The following is a 23039-nucleotide window of genomic DNA, read 5'->3' on the forward strand; positions in this document are numbered from 1 at the left end:
AAGTGAGTATTTTTTAAACACCCCAGTTACTTTTAATGCTTTTTCTTTGTGTTCAAGAACTTTTTTTAAACAATTAAGTCCAGTAGAATATGTCTCTTGCTTCACATTTTTTGGCACTTTTGATTGAAAATACGGTTTGCTAGTAAAAAGGCTCGATATTTATTGCTTGCTGCATCCTTTGCAGCGAGCCCGCTTTGCTATGCCATCTCAACACATAATTTCTATGAGTTGGCTTTATCTATTTTAAGTTATAGCAAATGGTCCAATACCAATCGTCCAACCATTTGTGTGATTGACAATCAGGATGCTGCAAATCAGTTTCAATCTAATATCCGTCAGTTGGCTTATGAATATCAGGTACAAGCGGTTAGTGCTAAAGACTTTCCAAAAACGGAGTGTCATGTTGCCTATTTCACCACCACCTCTCCACAGCAACAGCAGAATTTAATTCAGGCCTACCCTTCTCGATCTTTGCTTTCTTTAAGTACCAATAACCCGGCATGCGAAGTAGGAAGTATTTTCTGCTTATATAATAAAAAGACCTTTTCTACCTTCAAGGTGAATTTGGAGGCTTTAAGCTATTCCAAAGTGCATATCGACCCACGTGTTTTACTTTTAGCAAAGAATGCGGGGTAAGCACTGTGATTCCAAACTTATACCAATCAACATCCTTACATGCTTTATTTCGTAAATCACAATTTGCAATCTTTGCAATTACCTTTGTGATCTGTTCTTTTACCTTCGCCACCATCTCCATGTTCACCATGGAAACTTATGCAAAGCAAAATTTACAGTTATTGAGCCAAACCGTTTTGGAGCGTGTTCAGCCTGCCGTAGTATTTAGGGATAAAGGTGCCATTGATCAAATTCTTGATGACTATACCAGTGAACATGCCATTCGCAGTATTCATGTCTATGATCCTCAACAACAGTTGTTAGCTGAAAGTAGCAAGAAAGTTGCTCATACCTCCGTCATGCAAGATTTAATGGATCGCTGGTTTCTTCATGATCCTGTTAAACTCATGATTGTGCATCATAAGAAAAAAGTAGGCGAGTTGGTACTGTATGGCAGTTCTGAAAATATTTTGCATTTTTTAAAGACCATTATCATTGGTCTCGCCATTTCAATGTTCTTCATTGTGATTGCCCTGCTTTGGTCTGTGAACATTACTTACCGCCAAATTATGCAAGCGATCAAACCATTAACGCATATTGCACAACTGGTCAGTGATCAAAAAGCTTATAATTTACGTTTCCCGAATAACCACATTCATGAGTTTCAGAACTTAAACACGGTTTTCAATGAACTGTTAGAAGAAATCCAGATCTGGCACACACATCTGCAAAAAGAAAATCGTCAACTTTCATTTCAGGCGCATCACGACCAACTCACCAGTTTGCCAAATCGCCATTATTTTTACCAAGAGCTATTTAATATCTTTGAAAACCCGCAGTATCGTCACAACTCTGCTTTATTGTTTATCGACAATAATAAGTTTAAATACATCAATGACGAGTTTGGACATTTAGCTGGAGATGCAGTTTTAAAAGAAATGGCTACACGCTTAAGGCTTTCAGTTCGTCATGAGGATTTTATTGCTCGTTTAGGAGGTGATGAATTTGCCATCATCTTACATTCAATTCATCATACCGATCATTTAACAACAATTGCTGAAGGCGTTCTTGCAAGTTGTGGAGAACCTTTAGAGTTTAATGGTCAAATGATTCATTTCAGTTTTAGCTTAGGGGTTGCTTTTTCTCAGTTTGCAGAGAATCCAGAGGATTTGATCATGCAGGCCGATCAAGCTATGTATAGAGCTAAACATTTAAACCCACATTGGTTTCTTTATAAACCAGAAATTTAGGACATGTTATGCGCGCTCACACCATTAAAATTTCATTTATTGCGTTACTCTGCCTAACATTGGCTGGCTGCTTGAGTTTTGGTCCATTAAAGTATCGTCAGGTCAAAATGCTAAAGAAAGAAGGCTTCGTTTTGACCGATGAGGGCTGGACCCTAGGTCTACCAGAACGTTTGCTGTTTGACTTTAATAAAGCAGAAATCAAACCTGAACATCAAAAGGAAATTGTCCGTTTAGCAAACCAGCTGAACAAATATGACTTACAAAAGTTAAAAATTGTAGGACATACTGATGATATCGGCAATCCTGAGTATAACCAGAAGCTTTCAGAAGAACGTGCTCAGAGTGTTTCAACAATCTTTATCACACAAGGGTTCAAGCCGAATAACTTAACTGTAGTCGGTCGTGGTGCGAGTCAGCCTTTTGTTCCAAATACCTCTGATGAAAATCGTGCCAGCAATCGTCGTGTGAATGTCATTATTATTCCTTAACAATTACTGCTCCATAGCATAAAAAAGCCGACGCAATGCAGTCGGCTTTTTTTAGATCAGTTCAATAATATCAATCGTTGGTGGAACCCGAAACCGAAATGGTACACCGACCATCCCCGTACCAACGGTCACAAAAACTTCTGCATGTTCATGTGTATAAAAGCCCTTTTTATGGCCTAAAATAGAGACACGTTTCATGATGTAACTGGTAATCCATGGCAACTCAATTTGCCCGCCATGTGTATGACCAGATAACATGAGTGGTCGCGTTGGCAGCTCTGGAACCATATCTACCGTATCTGGATTGTGCGACAAAATCAGCCAAGGTTTATCTTGAGGTAAATCGGGCATAAATCGCATATTGGCCTTGCCTGCCCACAAATCACCAATTCCAATCAGGCGAAATTCATCAAATTCGACAATCTTGCCTTCAATATCAATAACATTGTTTAGTTCTAAAGCTTTTTTTAGCAGCTCTTGAATCGGTGGACCTGGATATTGTTCATCGTGATTACCTGGGACTGAGTAAACGGGAGCCTGAATTTGTTTTAAAACAGCCAATTCCTGCACCAGTCGATTTTCAGGTTCATAGGTCCAATCCCCTGCAACCACCACCAAATCCGGTTGCGCTTGGTTCAATTTCTTGACCATACTTTTCAGTTGACGTTCGTGTCCAGAAAATAATCCGACATGCATATCTGCAACCAAAGCAACTTTGATTGGATGGCGAAACTCACGCTCTGAATTCAGTCGATATTGATGATGTTTTACATGAATTTGATGCGGCTCGATAAAACGCGCATAGATCAAGATACTGCTGAGTAAAAAGATGAAGCCAGCCTGATGCAGGCTGTAATATTCGACCCATCCCGCATAAACACTAAAAAACCACAGTGGAATCAATAAATAAGACAGATAAAACGCCAATAAATGTATAAAAGCTTTAAATGGATGAATGGTTTCTGTACGGGATTGGTGTACCCAGGCCTGAATCAAAGCCCAGAGCGCCAGAACAGCGAAAATAAGATAAAAACCAAGAATAATAGTATCCGAATTCGACATTAAAGCCCTCATTAACTTCACTTTAGGGCCATCCATCTCATCTTATATTTATCTTTTTCGATGAAGTGGTATACTCAAGCCCAACTTTTAATCAGTGACGATTATGACGCAATTTTCTCATTTAAATAACAAACATACAAAGATAAGTACAAGTGCTTACAATAAAAGTATGATTGCGATTTATTGCTCAATTGCGCTGACCGTTACAGGTTGTAGCACCTTACCCAAGCATAAAATTGAACCGATCATCCAAACATCTGCCCAGATTGATACCTCTCATACTTCACTCGCACAGGTCATTCAGCCTTTGCAAGAACAGCATCCCGATCTAACTGGCTATCATGTTTTATATGAACCATTAGAAGCTCTTTCAGCACGACTTCGCCTGATTGACAAGGCCGAAAAGACTCTTGATTTACAATATTATATTTGGGATAACGACAAAGTTGGTGCCTTGGCTTTACATGCCTTGATTCGCGCTGCAGATCGAGGTGTTCGGGTTCGCCTCTTGATTGATGATAATAATGCCAAGCATACCGAAGGCATTTTTCTTGCACTCGCACAACATCCCAATATAGAAGTTAAGCTCTTTAATCCCTATCGTTTTCGTAAATATCGTGCGCTAGATATGGTGCTAGACTTAAAACGTATCAATCGTCGCATGCACAATAAGAGTTTTATTGCTGATCATCAGGTTGCCTTGATCGGTGGACGCAATATGACTAATCAATATTACAACGTCAGTGATAATTACCAATTTTCCGATGTGGATGTGATGTTGTTTGGTACAGCTGTAGAAGATATCTCCAAATCATTTGATGATTATTGGAATCATGAATATGCCTATGATGTTCGGGAAGTCGTCAAACAGCGCTCTCATCGTTTAAGCTATGAAAGCCTTAAACAACAACTCGATGAACACTACAAACGTATTACTGTTCAAAACTATTTGGATTTAACCAGCCAGTCGGTCGCCATTAATGCCTTAATGAATCGTGATATTTCACTCGATTGGGTCAAAGCTGAAGTCGTGAAAGACTCCCCCGACAAAATTAAATCAAAAGCTAAAAAAGAAGAACATCTCAACTTTCAGCTGATCAATCATCTTGAACAGCCCGAAAAAAATATTGATTTAATTTCTGCCTATTTTGTTCCAGAAAAAAAAGGGGCAAAAATTTTAAGTGATTTGGCACAAGATGGAATTAAAGTCAGAATCCTGACAAATTCATTTAAAGCCAATGACGTTGCTGTCGTGCATGCGTTCTATGGTAAATATCGACAGGAATTACTTGAAAATGGTGTACAACTCTATGAATTTTTGCCCGCACTCGATAAAAGTGATTTAGACAAACATACCGAAGAGCTAGCCAAAAAAGCCAAGGTCAATATTAAAGGTTTAAGCCGTTCCAGTTTACATGCCAAATTAATGGCACTTGATGAAAAACAGGTATTTATCGGCTCATTTAACTTTGATCCGCGCTCAGCCTACCTGAATACTGAGATTGGCGTGTTACTGAATAGCCCACCATTGGCACAAGCAGTGCATGCCACCATGGATCAAAACCTGAAGACCTATGCCTATCGTTTAGTTTTAGATGCCAACAATAAAATTACTTGGCAGCGTGAAACACCTCACGGCCCTCTGATTTATACCAAAGAACCGAAAATGAAATGGTGGCAAAGAGCAGGTATGAAACTGATTTCATGGCTGCCGATCGAAGGCTTCATGTAGTTTCTAAGGCTTCTTCTGGTAATACAGTAAGTACCTTTCTCTGCAAACGCTCCAAACCCGCTCTCATTTGATGATCTACTTCTTTGGTCAACGTTTCTACAGTATGACCTGCCACAGGAATCGCGGGTAAAGTGAGCAAATGTGCAGTAACTTTGGGCATTTCCAAAACACGTTGTACATGTTCTGCAAAGCTCATTTCACCAATAAATGGCGCAACCAAATCTAGTTGCCCCTGTTGGTTAACATAGCAGATCACACAAATCTGCACCGGTCGTTGTGCTTCAATAGCAGCGCCGAGTAAACGTCCGTGGACTTTTTTAACTTTACTGCCATCGGTCGTCGTGGCTTCAGGAAAAAACAGAACCGGAATATCTTGCTTTAAGAACTCAGCAATTTGTTCACGGATTCGAACCGAATCTCCAGAACCCCGCTTAATAAATAAAGTCCCACCACCCTTTGCTAAATTACCAACGATCGGCCATTTTTCCACTTCGGCTTTGGCCAAGAAAAAGATACGTGCCCCAGAACCCAACACCGCAACATCCAGCCAAGAGACGTGATTACTGACCCATAGTGCTGGTTCACGCGGAATGCTGCCGTGCACTTGCACTTCAATATTGAATACTTCACATAATCGACGGCAGAAATACTGTACATAACGGGTATTTACAGGATTATTCGGGTCTTTATATAAGCCATGTCGGTAAATAAGATAAAAACCCTCACCAATGGTTTCGAGACCTGCAGCTAATTTTTTGCTGTATAAACTAAATTTTGAAAACAAACTTAAAGGAGGATGATTTACTGCTGTTGCTTGTTGAGTCATAAATTCTTAAAACCGTACGCATAGATGCACGTGTGCATTGAATTAAACTTGTTATATCATGCCGATATCAATTTATAGAAGTTTTCACCATAACAAAAAACGAATGTGAGCATAAATTTTTCCAATTTTAAAAGATTTATCAGATCAAATATTATAAATAGATCGAATTTACTGATCAAAAGGTGATGTGATGAATCAGCAAAGCACAACATCCGAACCACAAACCACCATTCCTTATGGCTATGCTTTAAGAATGTTTCTGGGATGGTCAATTTTATACATGGGTACATTGGTTGGATTCATTGAGCTATTACGTCGTAATATCATATAAATCCACGAAGTCTTTGCCCTTTGCTTGAGGTTTATTCTAGAATAAGACTTTAAAAATAAGGATTTCAGAACAGCGTGGAAAATTTTGAGCAGCGTCAAAGTGGTGAACGGGCAATTTTAGTCAGTGTATCGGTTCACCTGCTCGATGATCTGGATGCTGAAGAGTTCCGATTGCTCGCCCAATCTGCTGGCGCTGAAATCCTTGAACATCTCATTGTGCAGCGCAATAAACCCGATCCAAAGTTTTTTATTGGTTCTGGCAAAGTTGATGAGATTGCAGAGTTAGTGAAAAGCCACGAAGCAGAGTTGGTGATTTTTGACCATTCACTCTCGCCTGCGCAAGAACGCAATTTGGAACGTATTCTTAAGTGCCGCGTGATTGACCGCACTGGTTTGATTCTTGATATTTTCGCCTTACGTGCACGTACCCATGAAGGTAAATTACAGGTGGAGTTGGCTCAGCTAAAACACCTCTCTACCCGTTTGATTCGTGGTTTTACCGGCAATTTAGAACAACAAAAAGGCGGTATCGGTCTGCGTGGGCCAGGTGAGTCGCAACTAGAGACGGATCGACGCTTAATCCGTGTCCGTATTACCCAACTCAAAGATAAACTGACCAAAGTTCAGCAAACCCGCTTACAAGGTCGTGCTGCTCGTCAAAAAGCCGCCATTCCGACCATTTCACTAGTGGGCTATACCAATGCTGGAAAATCGACATTATTCAATATCCTTGCTAAAAGCGATGTTTATGCAGTTGATCAACTGTTTGCAACCCTCGATCCAACCTTACGTCGTTTAGACTGGGATGGTGTCGGTACGGTTGTACTGGCTGATACCGTTGGATTTGTCCGAAATTTACAACATGATCTGGTTGTATCTTTCAAAGCCACATTAGAAGAAACGCTAGAGGCAACACTGCTCTTACATGTAATTGATAGCAGCAGCCCGAATATGCCTGAACAGATCGAAGCCGTAGAGTCGGTACTCAAGGAAATCGGTGCTGATGCCCCAGTTTTGCAGGTCTACAATAAAATTGACTTAAGTGGCGATGCAGCCAAAATCATTTATAAAGCGCCGGGTCTGCCTGATCGCGTCTATGTCTCAGCACATTCAGGACAAGGGCTTGAACAACTCAGCGAAGCAGTGCAACAATGCTTAATGGGACAGCTACAACAATTTGATCTGGTACTCAAAGCGGCTTACGGTAAATTACGTACCCAACTCTACAGCTTGAATGTGATTCAATCGGAGCATTATGATGATCAAGGTGATCTACATTTATCCGTCTGTATCGCGCCACACAAATTGGAACAACTCATTAAACAAGCACATTTACCATTAGACGAAATTCTTGGGAAAAAAGCTTCCCTATTCCATCGACCTTTGGAAGAATTTGAGATTGATCACCCAACACCTTAATTGTGGTCAGCCATCATCTAGATAGACAAGAGTAAAAAAATGAAAAATATAGATTGGACAGCTTGGTTTGGCACACTTCTCTTAATCATTGTCTATCGTGAAGGGGCTGTTGCGATCACAAAACTTTTTGGTCACCCAGAACTGGGCAATCTGGTTGGTCTCATTAGTTTATTAATCACATTACTGATCTGGAGGCGGTTTAGAAAAATTTCCAATCGCCTGACAGACACCAATAATAAAATCCTGAAAGAAAGCGGCTTCGCCTTTTTGCCGATTTGTGCAGGCTCATTAATTATGCTGGTACATATGGGCAAAGAAATTCCTGCATTCTTATTTATCCTAACCTTTAGTACATTATTGCCATTATGGGTCTATGCCAAAATGGCGAAACGCTGGTTATAAGGAGCTGATCTATGTCAATGGTTATCTATGGCTTCATTATTACCCTGATTAGTTATCTGATTGCTAAACCACTGAATCAGAAATTTCCACAGATTCCACTAATTGTATTTGGCATGTTTATTGTCATCGCATTCTTAGCCATTTTTGGTATTCCATATCAACAGTATATGGATAATGTGAACAACGTTTTTAGTCACCTGCTTGGCTATGTCACGGTTACTTTGGCCATTCCATTGGCTGCCATGCGTTATGACGATTTGCCGCTCAAATCAATGATTGGCATCCTTGGTTTTGCCAGCATCAGTGCGGTTGCCTTACCGATGAGCTTGGCCTATTTGCTGCATATGTCTGAACCAACCATTATGGCTTTTGCCACCCGTGCCGTGACGACTCCCATTGCCTTGAACATCGCAACGCTCCTGCATGCTCCTTTAATGATGGTCACCCTGATTGTGATTCTATCTGGAGTGATTGGGGCTGCATTCTCGCCATGGATCTTAAAACATATTCACGATGAGCGTGCTTCTGGTCTAGCCTTAGGTTTAGCTGCACATGCGATCGGTACGGCGCAAGCATGGCAACGTGGCCCTGTTACAGGACGTTATGCGGCCTTTGGCATGGCAGTAAATGGTGTATTTACAGCCATTTGGCTCCCTACATTCATTCTCTCTTTATCTTAAAATTTGCCACAAATATCACATAAAGATTGAACTAGTTGTCAGATATCCTCCATAATGTAAGCTTAAACGTTAAAAGGATTTTTAATGATGAGCAAACAATTATTAGGTGCGTTATTTTTATCTGCGGTGAGCAGTTTTACTTTTGCAGAGGATATTACGGGGCTCTGGCAAAGTATTGATGACAAAACGGGGGCGCCTAAAGCATTGGTTGAAATCCGCCAAGAAGCCAATGGAACTTATGCAGGCAAAGTAGTTAAAATTACGCCACGTACGGGCTATACACCAAAAGAAACCTGCGTAGATTGTCCAGCACCTTATACCAACAAACCGATTGTTGGTTTGGATGTGGTGACAGGCTTAAAACATAGTGAAGGTCTGAATTATACCAACGGCCGTATTCTCGACCCAAACTCAGGTAAAGTTTATAGTATGAAAGCCAAACTCAGTGCCAATGGTAAACGCTTGCATTTGCGCGGTTATCTGGGGGTTTCTGCTTTAGGCCGTAATCAGATCTGGATTCGCGCCGAGTAAGTTAAATAAAATTTAGCGCCACGATGCGCACATTGCACTGATCATACAGATCTCGGTTGTCGTCAAAAAAAGCTTCTTCATCTTGTATTACAATGAAGAAGCTTTTTTTATTTTCCGTTCAAAAATTTGATTGAAACGTCAACGATTAATAATTTACAACTGTAAAATAACAATTGAATCTCTAATTAGAAATCAGAAATAATAGGATACAACCATGGCAGCAAGGAGGCTTAAACATGAACTTGTCCCAAAAACTGATTTCTTTTTTCTTTCTATTGACCTTCAGTCATTTTGCTTTTGCTCAAGATATTACCGGGATTTGGCAAAGTGTTGATGATGTGACAGGTGCCCCCAAAGGACAGGTTGAAATCATAAAAGAAGCCGATGGTTCTTATACAGGTAAAATCATTAAAATTACCCCGCGTACAGGTTATACCCCCAAAGAATTTTGCACAGGCTGCCCTGCGCCTTATACCAACAAGCCAATTTTAGGCCTAAATGTTATCACTCAACTCAAGCATAAAAATGACCTGACCTATACAGGTGGCAAGATCCTTGATCCCAATGGAGCTCGTGTTTATAGCCTGACTGCCAAACTAAGTTCTAATGGGCAGCGCTTACATTTACGCGGTTATGTTGGTGTCTCTGCATTAGGACGAAGCCAAATCTGGATCCGAGTCAATTAAATTTACCGAGTCCAAGCCATAAAAAAGCCCTGTCAGATGCAGGGCTTTTTTATGGCTTGGACGTGATAAGGCTTAACGAGACTGCAACTTAGAATAATCTAAAAGGACGTTTGCAGCTTCAGTGATGAAGGTTTCTTCTTCCGGCAATGGTGGACGCAAGTGTGCTTTCATTTTGGCACGCGACTCAACCAGAGCGTCGATAGAAGCTTGATAACTCTCCCAGTTTGCATAAGGTGCTAAGCCTGTTGCACTACGGCGTTGGTTCTCCGCGTTCAAGGTTTGCTTTTCAAGATCAATTAACTCAGCACGACGCTGACCAATATCCAGCGATACTTTCTTTTGATCCGAAGTTTTCTTGGCAATTGCGGTTCGTGCTTCTAGATATTTAAACTGAGAATCTGCTGCAACACGTTGTTGAGAAAACTCTGTCAATTTAGCAATATAAGGTTGTACAGAGCCTTCGCGCTTAAATGGTGCTGTTGGAATGGTATCCCACTTCAGGGCATTTTTCGCTTTGCGCTCACCAAACTCCTCATTGTAAATATCCACCAATTTGATGTCTGGAATCACACCTTTATTTTGTGTACTGCCACCCGTAATACGGTAGAACTTACGTTGTGTTAACGTTGCCTGACCATAAGCCAGTGAATCTAGCTGAACCTGCGCGGTCCCCTTACCTGTAGTGGTACTACCAATGATAATACCGCGCTCATAATCCTGAATCGCAGCAGAGTAAATCTCACTTGCAGAAGCAGAAGCCAAGTTGACCAGTACCGCCATTGGGCCAGCATAAAGCTGTTCACCACCATCGGTATCTTCAAAGACATTGACATTACCATTACCATCACGGATCTGCACCACAGGACCAGACTTGATCACCTGACCAAGCATACGCGCCACCTCTTCCAGTGAGCCGCCTGGGTCATTACGCAAGTCGACCAAGATGCCTTCTACTTTTTGTGCTTTTAGCGACTCTAATGCTTTAGCTGTATCTTCCGATACTGAGCGATATTCGGTCCCTGCACGGCGTGAACGATAGTCAAAATAGAAAGATGGAATTTCCAGTACACCAAACAGATGTTTTTTACCATCACGAGTAATTTCAATGGTACGGGAACGGACTCCAGCATCTTCTTCTTGGATAATGTCACGGGTTAAGGTCACATTACGTGCCTGGCTCATTGATGCACCAGCACCTAGTAACCGTACCACGACTTTGGTCCCCCGTTTACCTCGAATCAGCCCCACGATTTCCGAACTTGGCCAGCCAATCACATCAACCATTTTCTCGCCGTCTTGAGCCACCCCAATGATGCGATCACCTGATTTCACCTGCCCCGATTTACTTGCCGGGCCACCTTCAACAATGGTTTCAATTTTGGTGTAGTCTTCATTGCCACGTTCAGGACGAATCGAAACACCAATCCCTTCTAACTGCAAAGTGGTTTGGCGGTTTAACTCCATCGCATCAATCGGCGGATAGTAATTACTGTGTGGATCATAGGTGGCCAACATGGCATTCAAGGTTTTTTCCAACACATCATCGCTTTTCACACGTCCAATACGCTCTAACTGACGGGTATAACGTTTCGTCAAGGTCTGAACTGGGGTTAAATCTTCGGGTCCAGTTAAATCCTGACCATTGGCAAGCGATGGATCTGCTTTTAATGCTTTTTGTTTAGCCTGTTCTTCTTCTTTGCTAATGGTTAAGTTAATGAGCTGAGAAACCAGCATTTTTTGCCAGTGCGCCTGTTGTTCAGCCGTAGTTTTGAAATATGCGGCCTTTTCACGATCCGTATCAAGATAGACATCTTTTTGATTCAGGTTTTGCGGCTTCTTCAATTCAGCCAACATAAACTCATAGAATTGTTTCAAACGATCACGGTATTGTGCATGAATCGCAAACGGTCCCGTCAGGTTACCCGCTTTTAATGAACTGCCAAACGTAGCGCCATATTTCTTTTGATAGTCTTCCACTTCACCACTTAAAAATAATGAATGATCTGGATCAAGACTATCCAGATACATATTCAAAATACGGTTTGACGTGGTTGCATCCAGACGCATATTTAAATAATGCTGACGATCAACCAAGGTCGCTAACTGACGTGCAACCAAGGCCTGTTCCTGAGATGGCTTGATGACTGTTGAAACAAGAGGTGTCTCAGTCGCTGCAAATGCCTCATTTATGGTATGAGAGAAAAATAAACCACCAGTCGCAATTGCAACTGCACACGCTATCATTTGAAGTTTCATAAAATTTTGGTACTTCCTTGGATATGGCAATTATTACACGCTGATCTGATCAATATGAACACCTTTCATTCACCTCCATCACAACATGTAAAACTCATAAGTCATTATAAATAAATGACCAACAAGCACTTATCATCAATATCATCTAGTTTTATCATATTCTGTACTGACAAAATGTAGCAAATCATTGCACAATTTAGCTATCGTTTTTTTCATCAATTTTTTATCAAAATTCAAACGGAATCCTTATGATCGGCGCATTGATGCTGGATATTGCTGGCACAGAACTTACCCAAGAAGATATTGAACTCTTACAAGCTCCGCAAGTCGGCGGCATGATTTTATTTGCACGAAATATTGAATCCCCTCAACAAGTTCGAGCCTTAACCGACCATATGCGCCAAATCCGCCCAGAGATTCTGATCGCCGTTGATCAGGAAGGGGGCCGCGTCCAACGCTTAAGACAAGGCTTTACCTTACTTCCAGCCATGGGCCGATTGGGTGAGCGCTACCTCAGCAAGCCACAACAAGCGATTGAACTGGCTGAGCAATGCGGCTGGTTAATGGCGACTGAGGTACTGGCCGTAGGGATTGATTTTAGTTTTGCTCCAGTTCTTGACCTGAATGATGTCAGCGATGTAATTGGTGATCGCGGTTTCGCCAAAAACATGCAAGACATCGTGCCTCTGGCAGATGCCTTTATGCGTGGTATGAAAAAAGCAGGCATGGCCACCACAGGTAAACATTTCCCAGGACATGGTTCAGTCAAGGCTGACTCACATGTGGCCGCTGCAATTGATAACCGCTCATACCAAGAAATTTACGACAAAGACATGCAAAGCTTTATCAAGCTGATGCCGCAACTGGATGCCTTGATGCCAGCCCATGTGATCTATGATCAAGTTGATCCAAACCCAGCAGGTTTCTCACCGTTCTGGTTACAGCAAATCTTACGTCAACAGCTTAAATTTGACGGCGTATTATTCTCAGATGACTTGAGCATGCAGGCTGCCTGTGTCGCAGGTGGTGCCGATGCACGTATCCAAGCCGCTTTAAAAGCAGGTTGTGATATGGGGCTGGTCTGTAATGACCGTGCCGCAGCATGTACCGCTTTGGATGGCATCCAAACCTTGGCGTTACCAAATCAACAACGCTTAGAACGTATGCGCGGTAAAATTCCAAATATCCAAGTCGGCACGACGTTGACTTTAGATGATGAAAACTGGCACAACGTCAGAAAAGTCATTGAAGAGTTTAAGAATTCGTTCTAACTTACTTCATATTAAAAAATATTTTTGCCGATATACGATACCCGGTAATGTCATCCGCAACCTGCGTGATTTCAAAAAGATAGATATAGTCTGTCTATATGCTGTAATTAATCACATGCAAGGAATGAACAGGTTTTGCGGATGACAATGCCTTTGGTTACTTTGGGCGAAACCAAAGTAACTCCAGCTGAAAGCTTATCCTGATATCAGATGAGGACTTAGCAAGACACCGTTATAGATATCGTTAAAAATAAGAATTAGGAAAATAGAGTCTAGGACAGATGACACAACAACTTTCAAAACACCGCCACATTTCATTTACCGCACACTACACCGGCTATATCTGGTATCAAATGGGGATTTCACATCCAGCGCTGGCAACCGCCAAAGGAAAAACTTTAGCCGCTCTCGTTCATCCGATTGAGAGCTGGGCAGAAAAATATGTCGGTGGTAGCATGCGCACTACACTGAAACAACGTCACAGCATGCTCGACAACCAGTTAAAAGCACTGATTGAGCAACATCCTGACCTGCAAGTGCTAGAAATTGCATGTGGCTTATCACCACGTGGTTGGTGGTTTAGACAACATTATGCAACGATCACTTACCGTGAACTGGATTTGCCTGACATGGCTGCCACCAAACAAGCGGCACTGCAACAAATTGAAAGCAATACCGATGCTGTACTGTCTGTCGACTTATTTACCGATGCTTTTGCTGCCGCATTTGAGGTGTTCGATCCTCAACGGCCCTTGGTGATTATCAGTGAGGGACTGATCAATTACTTTGAAAAACCGATGTTACAGCAACTGATTCAAGCCATTGCCAATTACGGCCGAGGCTTTAAAACGCTGCATTATTTAACAGACATCTATCCAGAACCGACTCAAAATAAACTCGCTACCATTATCTGGAACAGCAGCCGTTTATTAAAATGGATGTCGCGCAGTGCGTTTAGCTTTCATTTTCAAACCCCTGCCGAAGTTGAACAGTTTTTTCATGAAGCTGGCTTTAATCACGTTGAGGTGCTACAACCCAAGCAATTTTTTCAACAAGTCACTTTAGAAAGTACGCAGCAACACTTAGGCGACCTAGTCTGGATGATTCAAGCCACCAACAAATAAGCGCACAAAAAAAGTGGCAAATTGCCACTTTTTTAATCTTGTAATGCTCGTTATTCAGTTGGCTGTTGGCGTTGAATAAAACGAGTCAAACGCTCTGCGATATCAAAACTGCCGTGTTTAAATAAGATGCGCAGTCCTTGCTCAGTTGCATCAAAGATTAAACATTCAATTTTAAACTCACCCTCTTCATCAGCTAAATGTAAGGCTAAATCACGTGGATGTTGATTGATAAAATCAAGTTGTTCAACATCTTGAAGCGTTAAGTACACGCCAAAGAAAGTGATATCAACAATCTTCACAGCAGCTTCTGTCGCAAGATGGCGATGCGATAATTTGCTTTCGGGCTGTAAGACCGTAATACGTTCTTCACCACGCCGCTCGATCTGCTGCATTTGTTCCCGTGTCATAGAGATAATGCCATCCAGATTGTCAATGGATTCGCCTTTTAAAAAGGTGGTAAACAAGTTCATGGTTTCTTTACGGCGCTGCAATTGCGGTACATGATCGGCATTGGCAATCAATGCAAACTGCATATCCTGACATTGCAAAGCAAAATCTGCATTTTCATGCGGTAAAGTAAAACTGTCATACTGCCCCGCTGCCACCAAGGTTTTACACTGTGGTACAGGTACATCACTTAAGCGCAACAAGCGATTGCAGTTGATTTCATAACGTTCGCGTTCAGTTGCACTGAACTCAGCCATCTGTTTAAAGAACAAACGTTTTGCAGTAGGTGACATCCGTGTTTTATCAAGTTTGGCATGATTGACCAGATAAAGAATCACGGCCTGACCAAATTCTTCCATCCGATCTTCGCGCATTAAGTGCAGTGATTCTTCGAGCAACATCCGCCAGCTTTTACGGGTTTTCTGCATCACTCCCATCAAAACCATACGGTCAATCAACTCAGGTCGTTGGTCTGCAAAAGACGAAGCCACCACGGAACCCAATGACATGCCCATCATTGAAACTTTATCAATCCCAACAATATCCAGCCATTGACCTAGCATTTTAGATAAATCTGGCAGTTCTAAAATACCTGCAGATTCACCTGTATCAACATTACGAATTTGCTGATTCGCACCCATCGAAGGTAAATCAATTAAAATAACGGGCCCACTCTCGAAAAGTTGCTCAACACAATACTTATAAGAGTTAAAATTTTGAAATGCGCCCCCGACAATTACAATCGGCGTGTTGTAGATCGTTTTCGGATCTGCAATTGCCATATATTCAATTTTCCAACCATCAATCCACGTGGTACGCGCTGGTTGTTTAAAACTGTTTTTATTGTAAATGTCGAAAAAACCAAAGCCTGTGTAGGTATGATTGATATCCGAGTCCATTTGGATAATGGAATTCATGCCCTTCCTCCATCCTTGTTTATTTTTGTGTTGCAAGCATCTCATTTTCTATGACTTCTACTTGCAAGTTAACAAATTTATAAAATTTGTATTACATTTATCCTATACTTTTTCATTCTATACATATGCACGTTTTATACGCAATCATTTCCTTAACCACTTATCTTGTTTCGCTCCATAATCTTTTGCAAAATATGTAATCTCGACTTTAGATTCAATATCTTCATCGCACTAAAATAAAAAAATTTGTGCCAATTAACGCTTGATAATTTTTTGAATTGTCAGTTCAGCCTATTCATTGTTCAGCCGTTGACTGTTACTATCTTTATAAATACATGCAAATACCAAACTGCTATGCAAGACTCTATACAAAATTATATGCAACAAGTCGGCGCTCAGGCACGTCAGACCTCTCGTATTTTAACGAGTGCATCGACGCATTTAAAAAATCATGCCCTATCTGCAATCTATACGGCTTTGGAAAATAATCAAACCCAAATTTTGGCAGCCAATCAAATTGACATGGACAGTGGTCGTCAACGTCAACTCGACAGTGCCCTACTTGACCGTTTAGAACTGACCCCTGCTCGCTTTAAGGGCATGTTACAAGGCTTAAAAGATGTAATTGCCTTGATTGATCCAATTGGTGAAATTACCGATTTGGCTTATCGCCCATCAGGTATCCAACTCGGAAAAATGCGTGTGCCTTTGGGTGTGATCGGCATGATTTATGAATCTAGGCCGAATGTGACACTTGAAGCTGCTTCATTGGCGTTAAAATCAGGTAACGCTATTATTTTACGTGGTGGTTCAGAAGCACTCGAGTCGAATAAAGCGATTGCAACGGCGATTCAACACGGTCTGCAAATTTCAGGTCTGCCTGAACATGCGGTTCAAGTGATTGATACGCCAGATCGTGCCGCAGTCGGTCATCTGATTACCATGACCGAATTTGTGGACGTGATTGTGCCACGTGGCGGTAAAAGCCTGATTGAACGTATCAGCAATGAAGCACGTATTCCTGTGATTAAACACTTAGATGGTAACTGCCATGTATTTGTTGAAGCACAAGCAGACCTGCAAAAAGCCTTACCGATTGCCCTCAATGCCAAAACGCATCGCTATGGCGTGTGTAATGCCATGGAGACCTTATTGGTCGATGAAGCCATTGCCGAAGAGTTCTTACCGCGTATTGCTGAACTCTATGCAGAAAAACAGGTTGAGCTACGTGGCTGTGCCGAAACCCAACGTATTTTAGGTGTATCGGTAAAAACAGCCACAGAAGAAGATTGGTATACCGAATATCTCGGTCCAATTCTCGCAGTCAAAGTAGTGACCGGGATGGATGAAGCAATTGAGCATATCAATAAGTATGGTTCACACCATACCGATGCGATTATTACTGAAAACTTTAGTCTAGCTCGTGAGTTCTTGGCACGTGTGGATTCCAGCTCAGTCATGATCAATGCCTCAACCCGCTTTGCCGATGGTTTTGAATATGGTTTAGGTGCTGAAATCGGGATTTCAACCGATAAAATCCATGCACGTGGGCCAGTCGGTCTAGAGGGCTTAACCTCACAAAAATGGATCGTTTTTGGTGACGGGCAAATCCGCCAATAGCAGAATCGGGCATTTGCTCACAGAAACACGAGGAAGTTCATTTACTTGATCTTTCTCGTTTTTTTATATATTTGCATACAAAAATAATGATAAAACCAACAGATCAATCAAAAGAACAGATGATTTCCAAACTATACTGAATAGATTGATTTATAGACGGGTTATATAGGCTAAAGTCTATCTTCGCCAAGATGACATCCCATGTTAAAACATTGCGCTTGATCCCATTGCCTGATGCATTGCAGCAAGATCAAAGTGTTCATCATAAAATTTAAAATCTGTTAGGTGTTCAAACGTGGCTATATCGGTATTAGTAATTAACTGTGGTTCATCATCCATCAAATACGCGCTCATTTCGGAACGCCGTGAAGACCGTATTTATGGTTTAGCAGAAAATCTGGGCGCCGCAGATGCCCGTATTAAAGGGGTAACCATTGGTGGCGAACCACTGGAACTGTCAATTCCCTATGCAGATCATGCCAAAGCCCTTGAGACCCTATTGGCACGCTTAGCCAATTACAATCCACAAGCCATTGGTCACCGTGTGGTTCACGGCGGTGACATCACCAAAGCAGAACTCCTGACCCCCGAACTGGTTGAGCGTATTGAGGCCGCAACACCACTTGCGCCTTTGCATAACCCAGCACATTTGATTGGGATTGAAGCCACCTTGCGCTTGTTCCCCCAGTTACCACAAGTGGCTGTATTCGATACCGCATTCCACCAAACCATGCCTGAACGTGCCTATCGTTATGCGCTGCCACAATACTTATATACCGATTATCAAGTGCGTCGCTATGGTTTCCACGGCACCAGCCATGCTTATGTGACTGAACGCGCCAGCGAACTGGCAGGCCATAAAAATGAAGGTGGCTGGCTCAGTGCCCATTTAGGTAATGGTAGTTCGACCTGTGCTGTCTGGAATGGTCATAGTGTCGATAACTCGATGGGGATGACCCCGCTTGAAGGTGTGGTGATGGGCACGCGTAGCGGTGACGTCGATCCGAGTTTGCATTTATTCATTGCCAGCAATCTCGGTTGGGATATCCAGAAAATTGACAGCATGCTCAATAAAGAAAGTGGTTTACTGGGCTTGTCAGGTCTATCCAATGATATGCGCACCTTGGTTGAAGCTTCTGGAAAGGGTCATGAAGGTGCAACCCTTGCCATTGAAGTATTCTGTTATCGTTTGGCCAAATCTTTATCGGCTTTAAGTTGCGGTCTACCACGTTTAGATGGTTTAGTCTTTACAGGTGGTATTGGTGAAAACTCGGCTTATGTCCGTGAAAAGACTTTGGCTTATTTAGTGCACTTTGGTTTGCAATTTAGCAAAGAAAAAAATAATGCTTTGGCTCGCGGTAGTGAAGGTCGTATCGACGATGGTACAGGTCCACAAATCTGGGTGATTCCAACCGACGAAGAAGGCCGTATTGCCAAGGAAACCCGCCAAGTAGTTGAAAAAATTGCTTAATCAACCGATTAGATATATTTAAGGTCATTATGAATACAATTTTACTCATCCCCACAGGTGAAGGCGTTGGTTTAACCTCAGCTTGTTTAGGTATGATCTACGCGCTGGATTGTAAAGGGATTAATGCGGGTTTCTTAAAACCATGTTCTCAGATTGCAGATACCAAAGTAGACCGCACCACCACACTGTATCGTCATTTATTTCAACATCCTTCTGTTGAACCGATCAGCTATGAACGACTCACACAACTGATTGCCCTAGGTGAAACCGATGAGTTGCTTGAAGAGGCCGTGGCCCTACATCGTCAAATCGCTGCCGATCATGATGTCATTATCGTTGAAGGTCTGGTACCCAATGGGCAAGATCATTTTGTCAGTGAAATCAATGCCGCACTTGCACAAGCACTGGATGCACAAGTGGTCTTGGTCAGCACTGCAGATTTAGCAGACCCACGTAAAACAGCAGAAAAAGTCGATGCACATTTACGTCAATTCGGCGGTGCCGCTTCAGCCCGCACCACAGGCGTATTATTCATGCGGACAAAAGGTCTACCTGAGGGAACAGCTGAAATTCCAGTGACACTTGATCCAAGTCTACGTTTAGACCAGCATATTGAAACCTTTGCGCTAGAATTACAACGCTATAACCGCTATATGGGAACCGATGAACTGCCAATTATCGGCCTGGTTCCGTTTAGTAATATTCTGAGCGTGCCACGTAGTCTGGACATTGCTTCGATCATCAATGGCACGTGGTTACATCAAGGTGAAGCCAAACAACGTCGTATTTTGCACACCAGTTTGATTGCATCAAATATTGAATCCGAACTGCATAAATTCGTTGCCGGTGAACTGATTATTAGTGCCTCACAAAGAACGGATGCGATTCTGGCAGCCAGTCTTGCCAGTAGCAATGGTACGCCCTTGGCGGGTTTGGTTTTAACCGAGCAAACAGCGCCCCCAAATAATGTACTGGAATTTTGCCAAAGTGCGATTAAGCAAGGTTTGCCGATCTTACATACCCCTTTCGACACCTTGGAAACCGCACAGCTATTACAGCGCTTTGGAAATGAAATTCCTATTGATGATACTGAACGCGCGGAGCAAGTGACGCGTTTTGTTTCCAGCCATATTGACAATAACTGGCTTGATCAACATACCCAAAATAATCTACATCCACGTCTCTCGCCTTCAGCATTCCGCTATGAATTGGTACAAAAATCCATTTCAGCCAAAAAACGTATCGTCCTGCCTGAAGGGGATGAGCCACGCACGGTACAAGCGGCTGTGATTTGTCAAACTCGTGGCATTGCACAATGTATTTTATTGGCAAAACCGGAATCAGTCGCTGAGGTAGCAAAAGCACGGGGTATCCAGTTACCAGATGATTTACAGATCATTGATCCAGATACCATTCGTGATCAATATATCGAACCCATGGTCGAGTTACGTAAAGGTAAACTGGATGCACTACAAGCCAAAGCGCAACTGCAAGATACCGTGGTGCTGGGCACCATGATGTTGGCTCTGGATCAGGTCGATGGTCTGGTTTCAGGTGCCATTCATACCACCGCCAATACCGTACGTCCTGCATTTCAACTGATCAAGACTGCACCAAATTACTCACTGGTGTCATCCATCTTCTTTATGCTACTGCCTGATGAAGTCTATGTTTATGGTGACTGTGCGATCAATCCTGATCCAAATGCTGAACAGCTTGCCGAGATTGCGATTCAGTCTGCGGATTCAGCTAAAGCCTTTGGTCTAGATCCGCGTATCGCCATGATCAGTTATTCGACTGGAACCTCAGGTGCTGGCGCCGATGTTGAGAAGGTTGCTGAAGCGACTAAAATTGCACAGCAACGCCGCCCTGATTTACTGATTGATGGCCCATTACAATACGATGCCGCTTCAGTTGAAAGTGTTGGTCGCCAAAAAGCCCCTGATTCTCAAGTGGCTGGGCGTGCCAATGTATTTATCTTCCCGGATTTAAATACAGGTAACACCACCTATAAAGCGGTGCAGCGTGCTGCTAATGTGGTCAGTGTCGGTCCAATGCTACAAGGTTTAAATAAACCGGTGAATGATTTGTCTCGCGGTGCTTTGGTCGATGATATTGTATTTACCATTGCCCTGACTGCGATTCAGGCACAATGATATTAAACCTGCGCTTTGATTAAAGTTAAAAAAGCCCTTTTCATTGAAAGGGCTTTTTTATTCGAGGTATTGAGCTAACCAAATGGTATGTCCTGTACACTCAATATCGTCAGCAATCATTTTAATTAACTTAAACCCATTGTCTTGCAGCAAGGTTTGATATTCCTCTGCTGAGAGACTGGCATGGTATAGCGGTTCTCCACCGAGTTCACCAATCGCCTCCCCCTGTGCAGGGCCACTGCTAAACATTAAAGCCGTACCTGATTGTGCATATTCAGCAAAACGCTTAAACATGTTGCGTTGATCGTCTTGGGTTAAGTGAAAGAAACTATCCCACGCAAAAATGCCCTGAAATTTTTGTTCAGGAAGATACTCCCGAAAATCTTGCTGCAGCCAAACATGCTTTGGGAAAGATTGCCGTGCTGTTTCAATCATATGTTCGGAAGCATCTACACCCGTTACCTGACAGCCTTGTGCAATAAAATACGCAGCGATCGGCTGCGCTGAACCGCAGCCCAAATCCCAAATATGCGCCGAGTTTGGTAGCAGGCTGAGAAAACGATCGAGCCAGACTTTCTCAGAAAGAACCTTGCCCCGTCGTTCAATCCATTCACAAGCATGCTTCTGATAAAGTGCAATAATATGCTGCGCTAGATGTTCCTGTACCATTTGATTGCCTATTATAAGTCATTCATTTTAAAGCCATGCAACAAAATTTTAACAAGACTCTGGCTTATTTAATGTTTGAATTTTCTTGGTTTGCGGCCCTTTCACAAAGAAAATCGCATTACCACATAAAATCAAAATCACGCCGATCACCGCATTCATTTGCCAGTGATAGCCTTCCCATACTGTTGAAATCACTAAAGCGACCAAAGGAAATAACAAGGTACTATAGGCCGCTTTGCCTGCACCAATCCGTCCGACCAAATAGAAATACGCAGTAAAACCGATCACAGAACCAAAAATGGCGAGATACAATAAAGCACTGATTGCACTGAATGGCATACTCGGCAAAAACTCATCCTGTCTAAACCATGAAATCAACGCCATCAGCAATGAGCCATACAACATGGCATAAGCATTGGTGGTAAAAATATCCAAGCCATGCTTTTGATGGCGAGTACTGATCATATTGCCCAAAGAGAAACCATAAGTGCCTAGAATACACAGCCCGATACCGAGCAGAGTATGACTATTTAAAGTCGTTCCCACCACGTCATGCCAGAACAAGGCAATAATCCCAAGTACACCAAGTAAAGCAGCAGGATAAAAACGCGTCGACACCTGCTGGGCAAAGAATAATCTGGCGTTGATGGTATTGAAAATCACCGCCATGGAGAAAATCACCGCTTCCAAGCCACTACTGATATATTGCACCGCATAATAAAAACAGACGAAGTTAAAGCCAAAAATACAGCAAGCCTGCAACATACAAAACAGATGATCTTTGCCTGTCAGTTTTTGTAACTTCCGACTCAATACAATAAAAGCAAACAACACCATGGCAGAAATAAAAAAGCGCCAAAACACCGCCACACTGGCCGAAATTCCACTTTGCTGTTGCAGGGTAATTGCAATCCATGTGGTTCCCCAGATCACCACAACCAACGCATATAACAGCGCATTCATATTCTTAAAACCAAACTCAATCTCTATAGCGGCTATTTTGCGAGTTTGAGCCCTCTCTCTGCTTGCATAATCTTGCGGTGATTGTCATCACCTTGCGTTTTTTAGATGAATTTGTTGAGCAGAT

Annotated in this window: 21 protein-coding genes; 15 read left to right on the forward strand and 6 right to left on the reverse strand. The window is 42.3% G+C overall.

Annotated elements, in window-relative coordinates; all coding sequences use genetic code 11:
• Positions 1-162: 162 nt before the first annotated feature.
• The 3 genes from Aba26S_RS11885 to Aba26S_RS11895 are packed head-to-tail and all read left to right on the forward strand — an operon-like array spanning position 163 to position 2353.
• On the forward strand, positions 163-636 hold the full coding sequence (locus Aba26S_RS11885; RefSeq protein WP_005238710.1) for a YfiR family protein: 474 nt from the start codon (positions 163-165) through the stop codon (positions 634-636).
• A gap of 5 nt (positions 637-641) precedes the next feature.
• Entirely contained in the window at positions 642-1865 is a 1224-nt protein-coding gene (locus Aba26S_RS11890) for a diguanylate cyclase domain-containing protein (protein ID WP_026040180.1), read from the forward strand.
• Between the two features lie 8 nt (positions 1866-1873).
• The gene (locus tag Aba26S_RS11895; RefSeq protein ID WP_005238705.1) at positions 1874-2353 is read left to right on the forward strand and encodes an OmpA family protein; all 480 of its coding nucleotides are present in this window, start codon (positions 1874-1876) and stop codon (positions 2351-2353) included.
• 51 nt (positions 2354-2404) lie between these two features.
• Here the strand turns inward: Aba26S_RS11895 and Aba26S_RS11900 are convergent, their stop codons facing one another.
• On the reverse strand, positions 2405-3415 hold the full coding sequence (locus Aba26S_RS11900) for a metallophosphoesterase (protein ID WP_005238703.1): 1011 nt from the start codon (positions 3413-3415) through the stop codon (positions 2405-2407).
• Between the two features lie 169 nt (positions 3416-3584).
• Between Aba26S_RS11900 and Aba26S_RS11905 the strand changes: the two genes are divergently transcribed.
• A complete protein-coding gene (locus Aba26S_RS11905) occupies positions 3585-5147 on the forward strand; it encodes a phospholipase D family protein (protein ID WP_370538960.1) in 1563 nt (520 codons plus the stop codon).
• Here the strand turns inward: Aba26S_RS11905 and Aba26S_RS11910 are convergent.
• Entirely contained in the window at positions 5140-5973 is an 834-nt protein-coding gene (locus Aba26S_RS11910; RefSeq protein ID WP_005238700.1) for a 1-acyl-sn-glycerol-3-phosphate acyltransferase, read from the reverse strand. The two genes, Aba26S_RS11905 and Aba26S_RS11910, sit on opposite strands and share 8 nt — an antisense overlap.
• Positions 5974-6163: 190 nt before the next feature.
• Here Aba26S_RS11910 and Aba26S_RS21140 point away from each other — a divergent pair, with 190 nt between their 5' ends.
• From Aba26S_RS21140 to Aba26S_RS11935, 6 genes are all read left to right on the forward strand, one after another.
• Positions 6164-6304 (forward strand): hypothetical protein, encoded by a 141-nt coding sequence (locus Aba26S_RS21140; RefSeq protein WP_005238698.1) that lies wholly within the window; start codon positions 6164-6166, stop codon positions 6302-6304.
• 74 nt (positions 6305-6378) lie between these two features.
• Positions 6379-7722: a ribosome rescue GTPase HflX gene (hflX, locus tag Aba26S_RS11915; RefSeq protein ID WP_043972195.1), complete on the forward strand. Its 1344-nt coding sequence runs from the start codon at positions 6379-6381 to the stop codon at positions 7720-7722.
• A 39-nt stretch (positions 7723-7761) separates the two neighbouring features.
• Positions 7762-8124: a hypothetical protein gene (locus tag Aba26S_RS11920; protein ID WP_043972199.1), complete on the forward strand. Its 363-nt coding sequence runs from the start codon at positions 7762-7764 to the stop codon at positions 8122-8124.
• An 11-nt stretch (positions 8125-8135) separates the two neighbouring features.
• Positions 8136-8804, forward strand: a complete 669-nt coding sequence (locus Aba26S_RS11925; RefSeq protein WP_043972202.1) for an LrgB family protein — start codon at positions 8136-8138, stop codon at positions 8802-8804.
• 84 nt (positions 8805-8888) lie between these two features.
• Positions 8889-9335, forward strand: a complete 447-nt coding sequence (locus tag Aba26S_RS11930; protein ID WP_005238686.1) for a DUF2147 domain-containing protein — start codon at positions 8889-8891, stop codon at positions 9333-9335.
• Positions 9336-9571: 236 nt separating this feature from the next.
• Positions 9572-10021 (forward strand): DUF2147 domain-containing protein, encoded by a 450-nt coding sequence (locus Aba26S_RS11935; protein ID WP_043972204.1) that lies wholly within the window; start codon positions 9572-9574, stop codon positions 10019-10021.
• Between the two features lie 72 nt (positions 10022-10093).
• On the opposite strand, the gene Aba26S_RS11940 is transcribed toward Aba26S_RS11935, so the two are convergent.
• Entirely contained in the window at positions 10094-12277 is a 2184-nt protein-coding gene (locus Aba26S_RS11940; RefSeq protein WP_043972208.1) for a carboxy terminal-processing peptidase, read from the reverse strand.
• A gap of 248 nt (positions 12278-12525) precedes the next feature.
• Between Aba26S_RS11940 and nagZ the strand changes: the two genes are divergently transcribed.
• The gene (nagZ, locus tag Aba26S_RS11945) at positions 12526-13548 is read left to right on the forward strand and encodes a beta-N-acetylhexosaminidase (RefSeq protein ID WP_005238681.1); all 1023 of its coding nucleotides are present in this window, start codon (positions 12526-12528) and stop codon (positions 13546-13548) included.
• Positions 13549-13829: 281 nt separating this feature from the next.
• Positions 13830-14672 carry a class I SAM-dependent methyltransferase gene (locus Aba26S_RS11950; protein WP_043972211.1) on the forward strand — a complete coding sequence of 281 codons (843 nt, stop codon included), beginning with the start codon at positions 13830-13832 and terminating at the stop codon, positions 14670-14672.
• A gap of 50 nt (positions 14673-14722) precedes the next feature.
• Here Aba26S_RS11950 and Aba26S_RS11955 read toward each other — a convergent pair whose 3' ends face one another.
• Positions 14723-16036 carry an alpha/beta fold hydrolase gene (locus Aba26S_RS11955; RefSeq protein WP_043972214.1) on the reverse strand — a complete coding sequence of 438 codons (1314 nt, stop codon included), beginning with the start codon at positions 16034-16036 and terminating at the stop codon, positions 14723-14725.
• A gap of 354 nt (positions 16037-16390) precedes the next feature.
• Here Aba26S_RS11955 and Aba26S_RS11960 point away from each other — a divergent pair, with 354 nt between their 5' ends.
• From Aba26S_RS11960 to pta, 3 genes are all read left to right on the forward strand, one after another.
• On the forward strand, positions 16391-17656 hold the full coding sequence (locus Aba26S_RS11960; RefSeq protein ID WP_043972217.1) for a glutamate-5-semialdehyde dehydrogenase: 1266 nt from the start codon (positions 16391-16393) through the stop codon (positions 17654-17656).
• 295 nt (positions 17657-17951) lie between these two features.
• The gene (locus tag Aba26S_RS11965) at positions 17952-19127 is read left to right on the forward strand and encodes an acetate/propionate family kinase (protein ID WP_043972220.1); all 1176 of its coding nucleotides are present in this window, start codon (positions 17952-17954) and stop codon (positions 19125-19127) included.
• A 29-nt stretch (positions 19128-19156) separates the two neighbouring features.
• Complete coding sequence (pta, locus tag Aba26S_RS11970; protein WP_043972223.1) at positions 19157-21283, forward strand: phosphate acetyltransferase; 2127 nt, start codon at positions 19157-19159, stop codon at positions 21281-21283.
• A gap of 57 nt (positions 21284-21340) precedes the next feature.
• Here pta and Aba26S_RS11975 read toward each other — a convergent pair whose 3' ends face one another.
• Both Aba26S_RS11975 and Aba26S_RS11980 read right to left on the reverse strand, forming a co-directional pair.
• Entirely contained in the window at positions 21341-21952 is a 612-nt protein-coding gene (locus tag Aba26S_RS11975; protein WP_043972226.1) for a trans-aconitate 2-methyltransferase, read from the reverse strand.
• Positions 21953-22000: 48 nt separating this feature from the next.
• Complete coding sequence (locus Aba26S_RS11980) at positions 22001-22915, reverse strand: DMT family transporter (RefSeq protein ID WP_043972229.1); 915 nt, start codon at positions 22913-22915, stop codon at positions 22001-22003.
• Between the last annotated feature and the right edge of the window lie 124 nt (positions 22916-23039).

This window comes from Acinetobacter sp. NBRC 110496, assembly GCF_000876115.1.
GTDB lineage: Bacteria > Pseudomonadota > Gammaproteobacteria > Pseudomonadales > Moraxellaceae > Acinetobacter.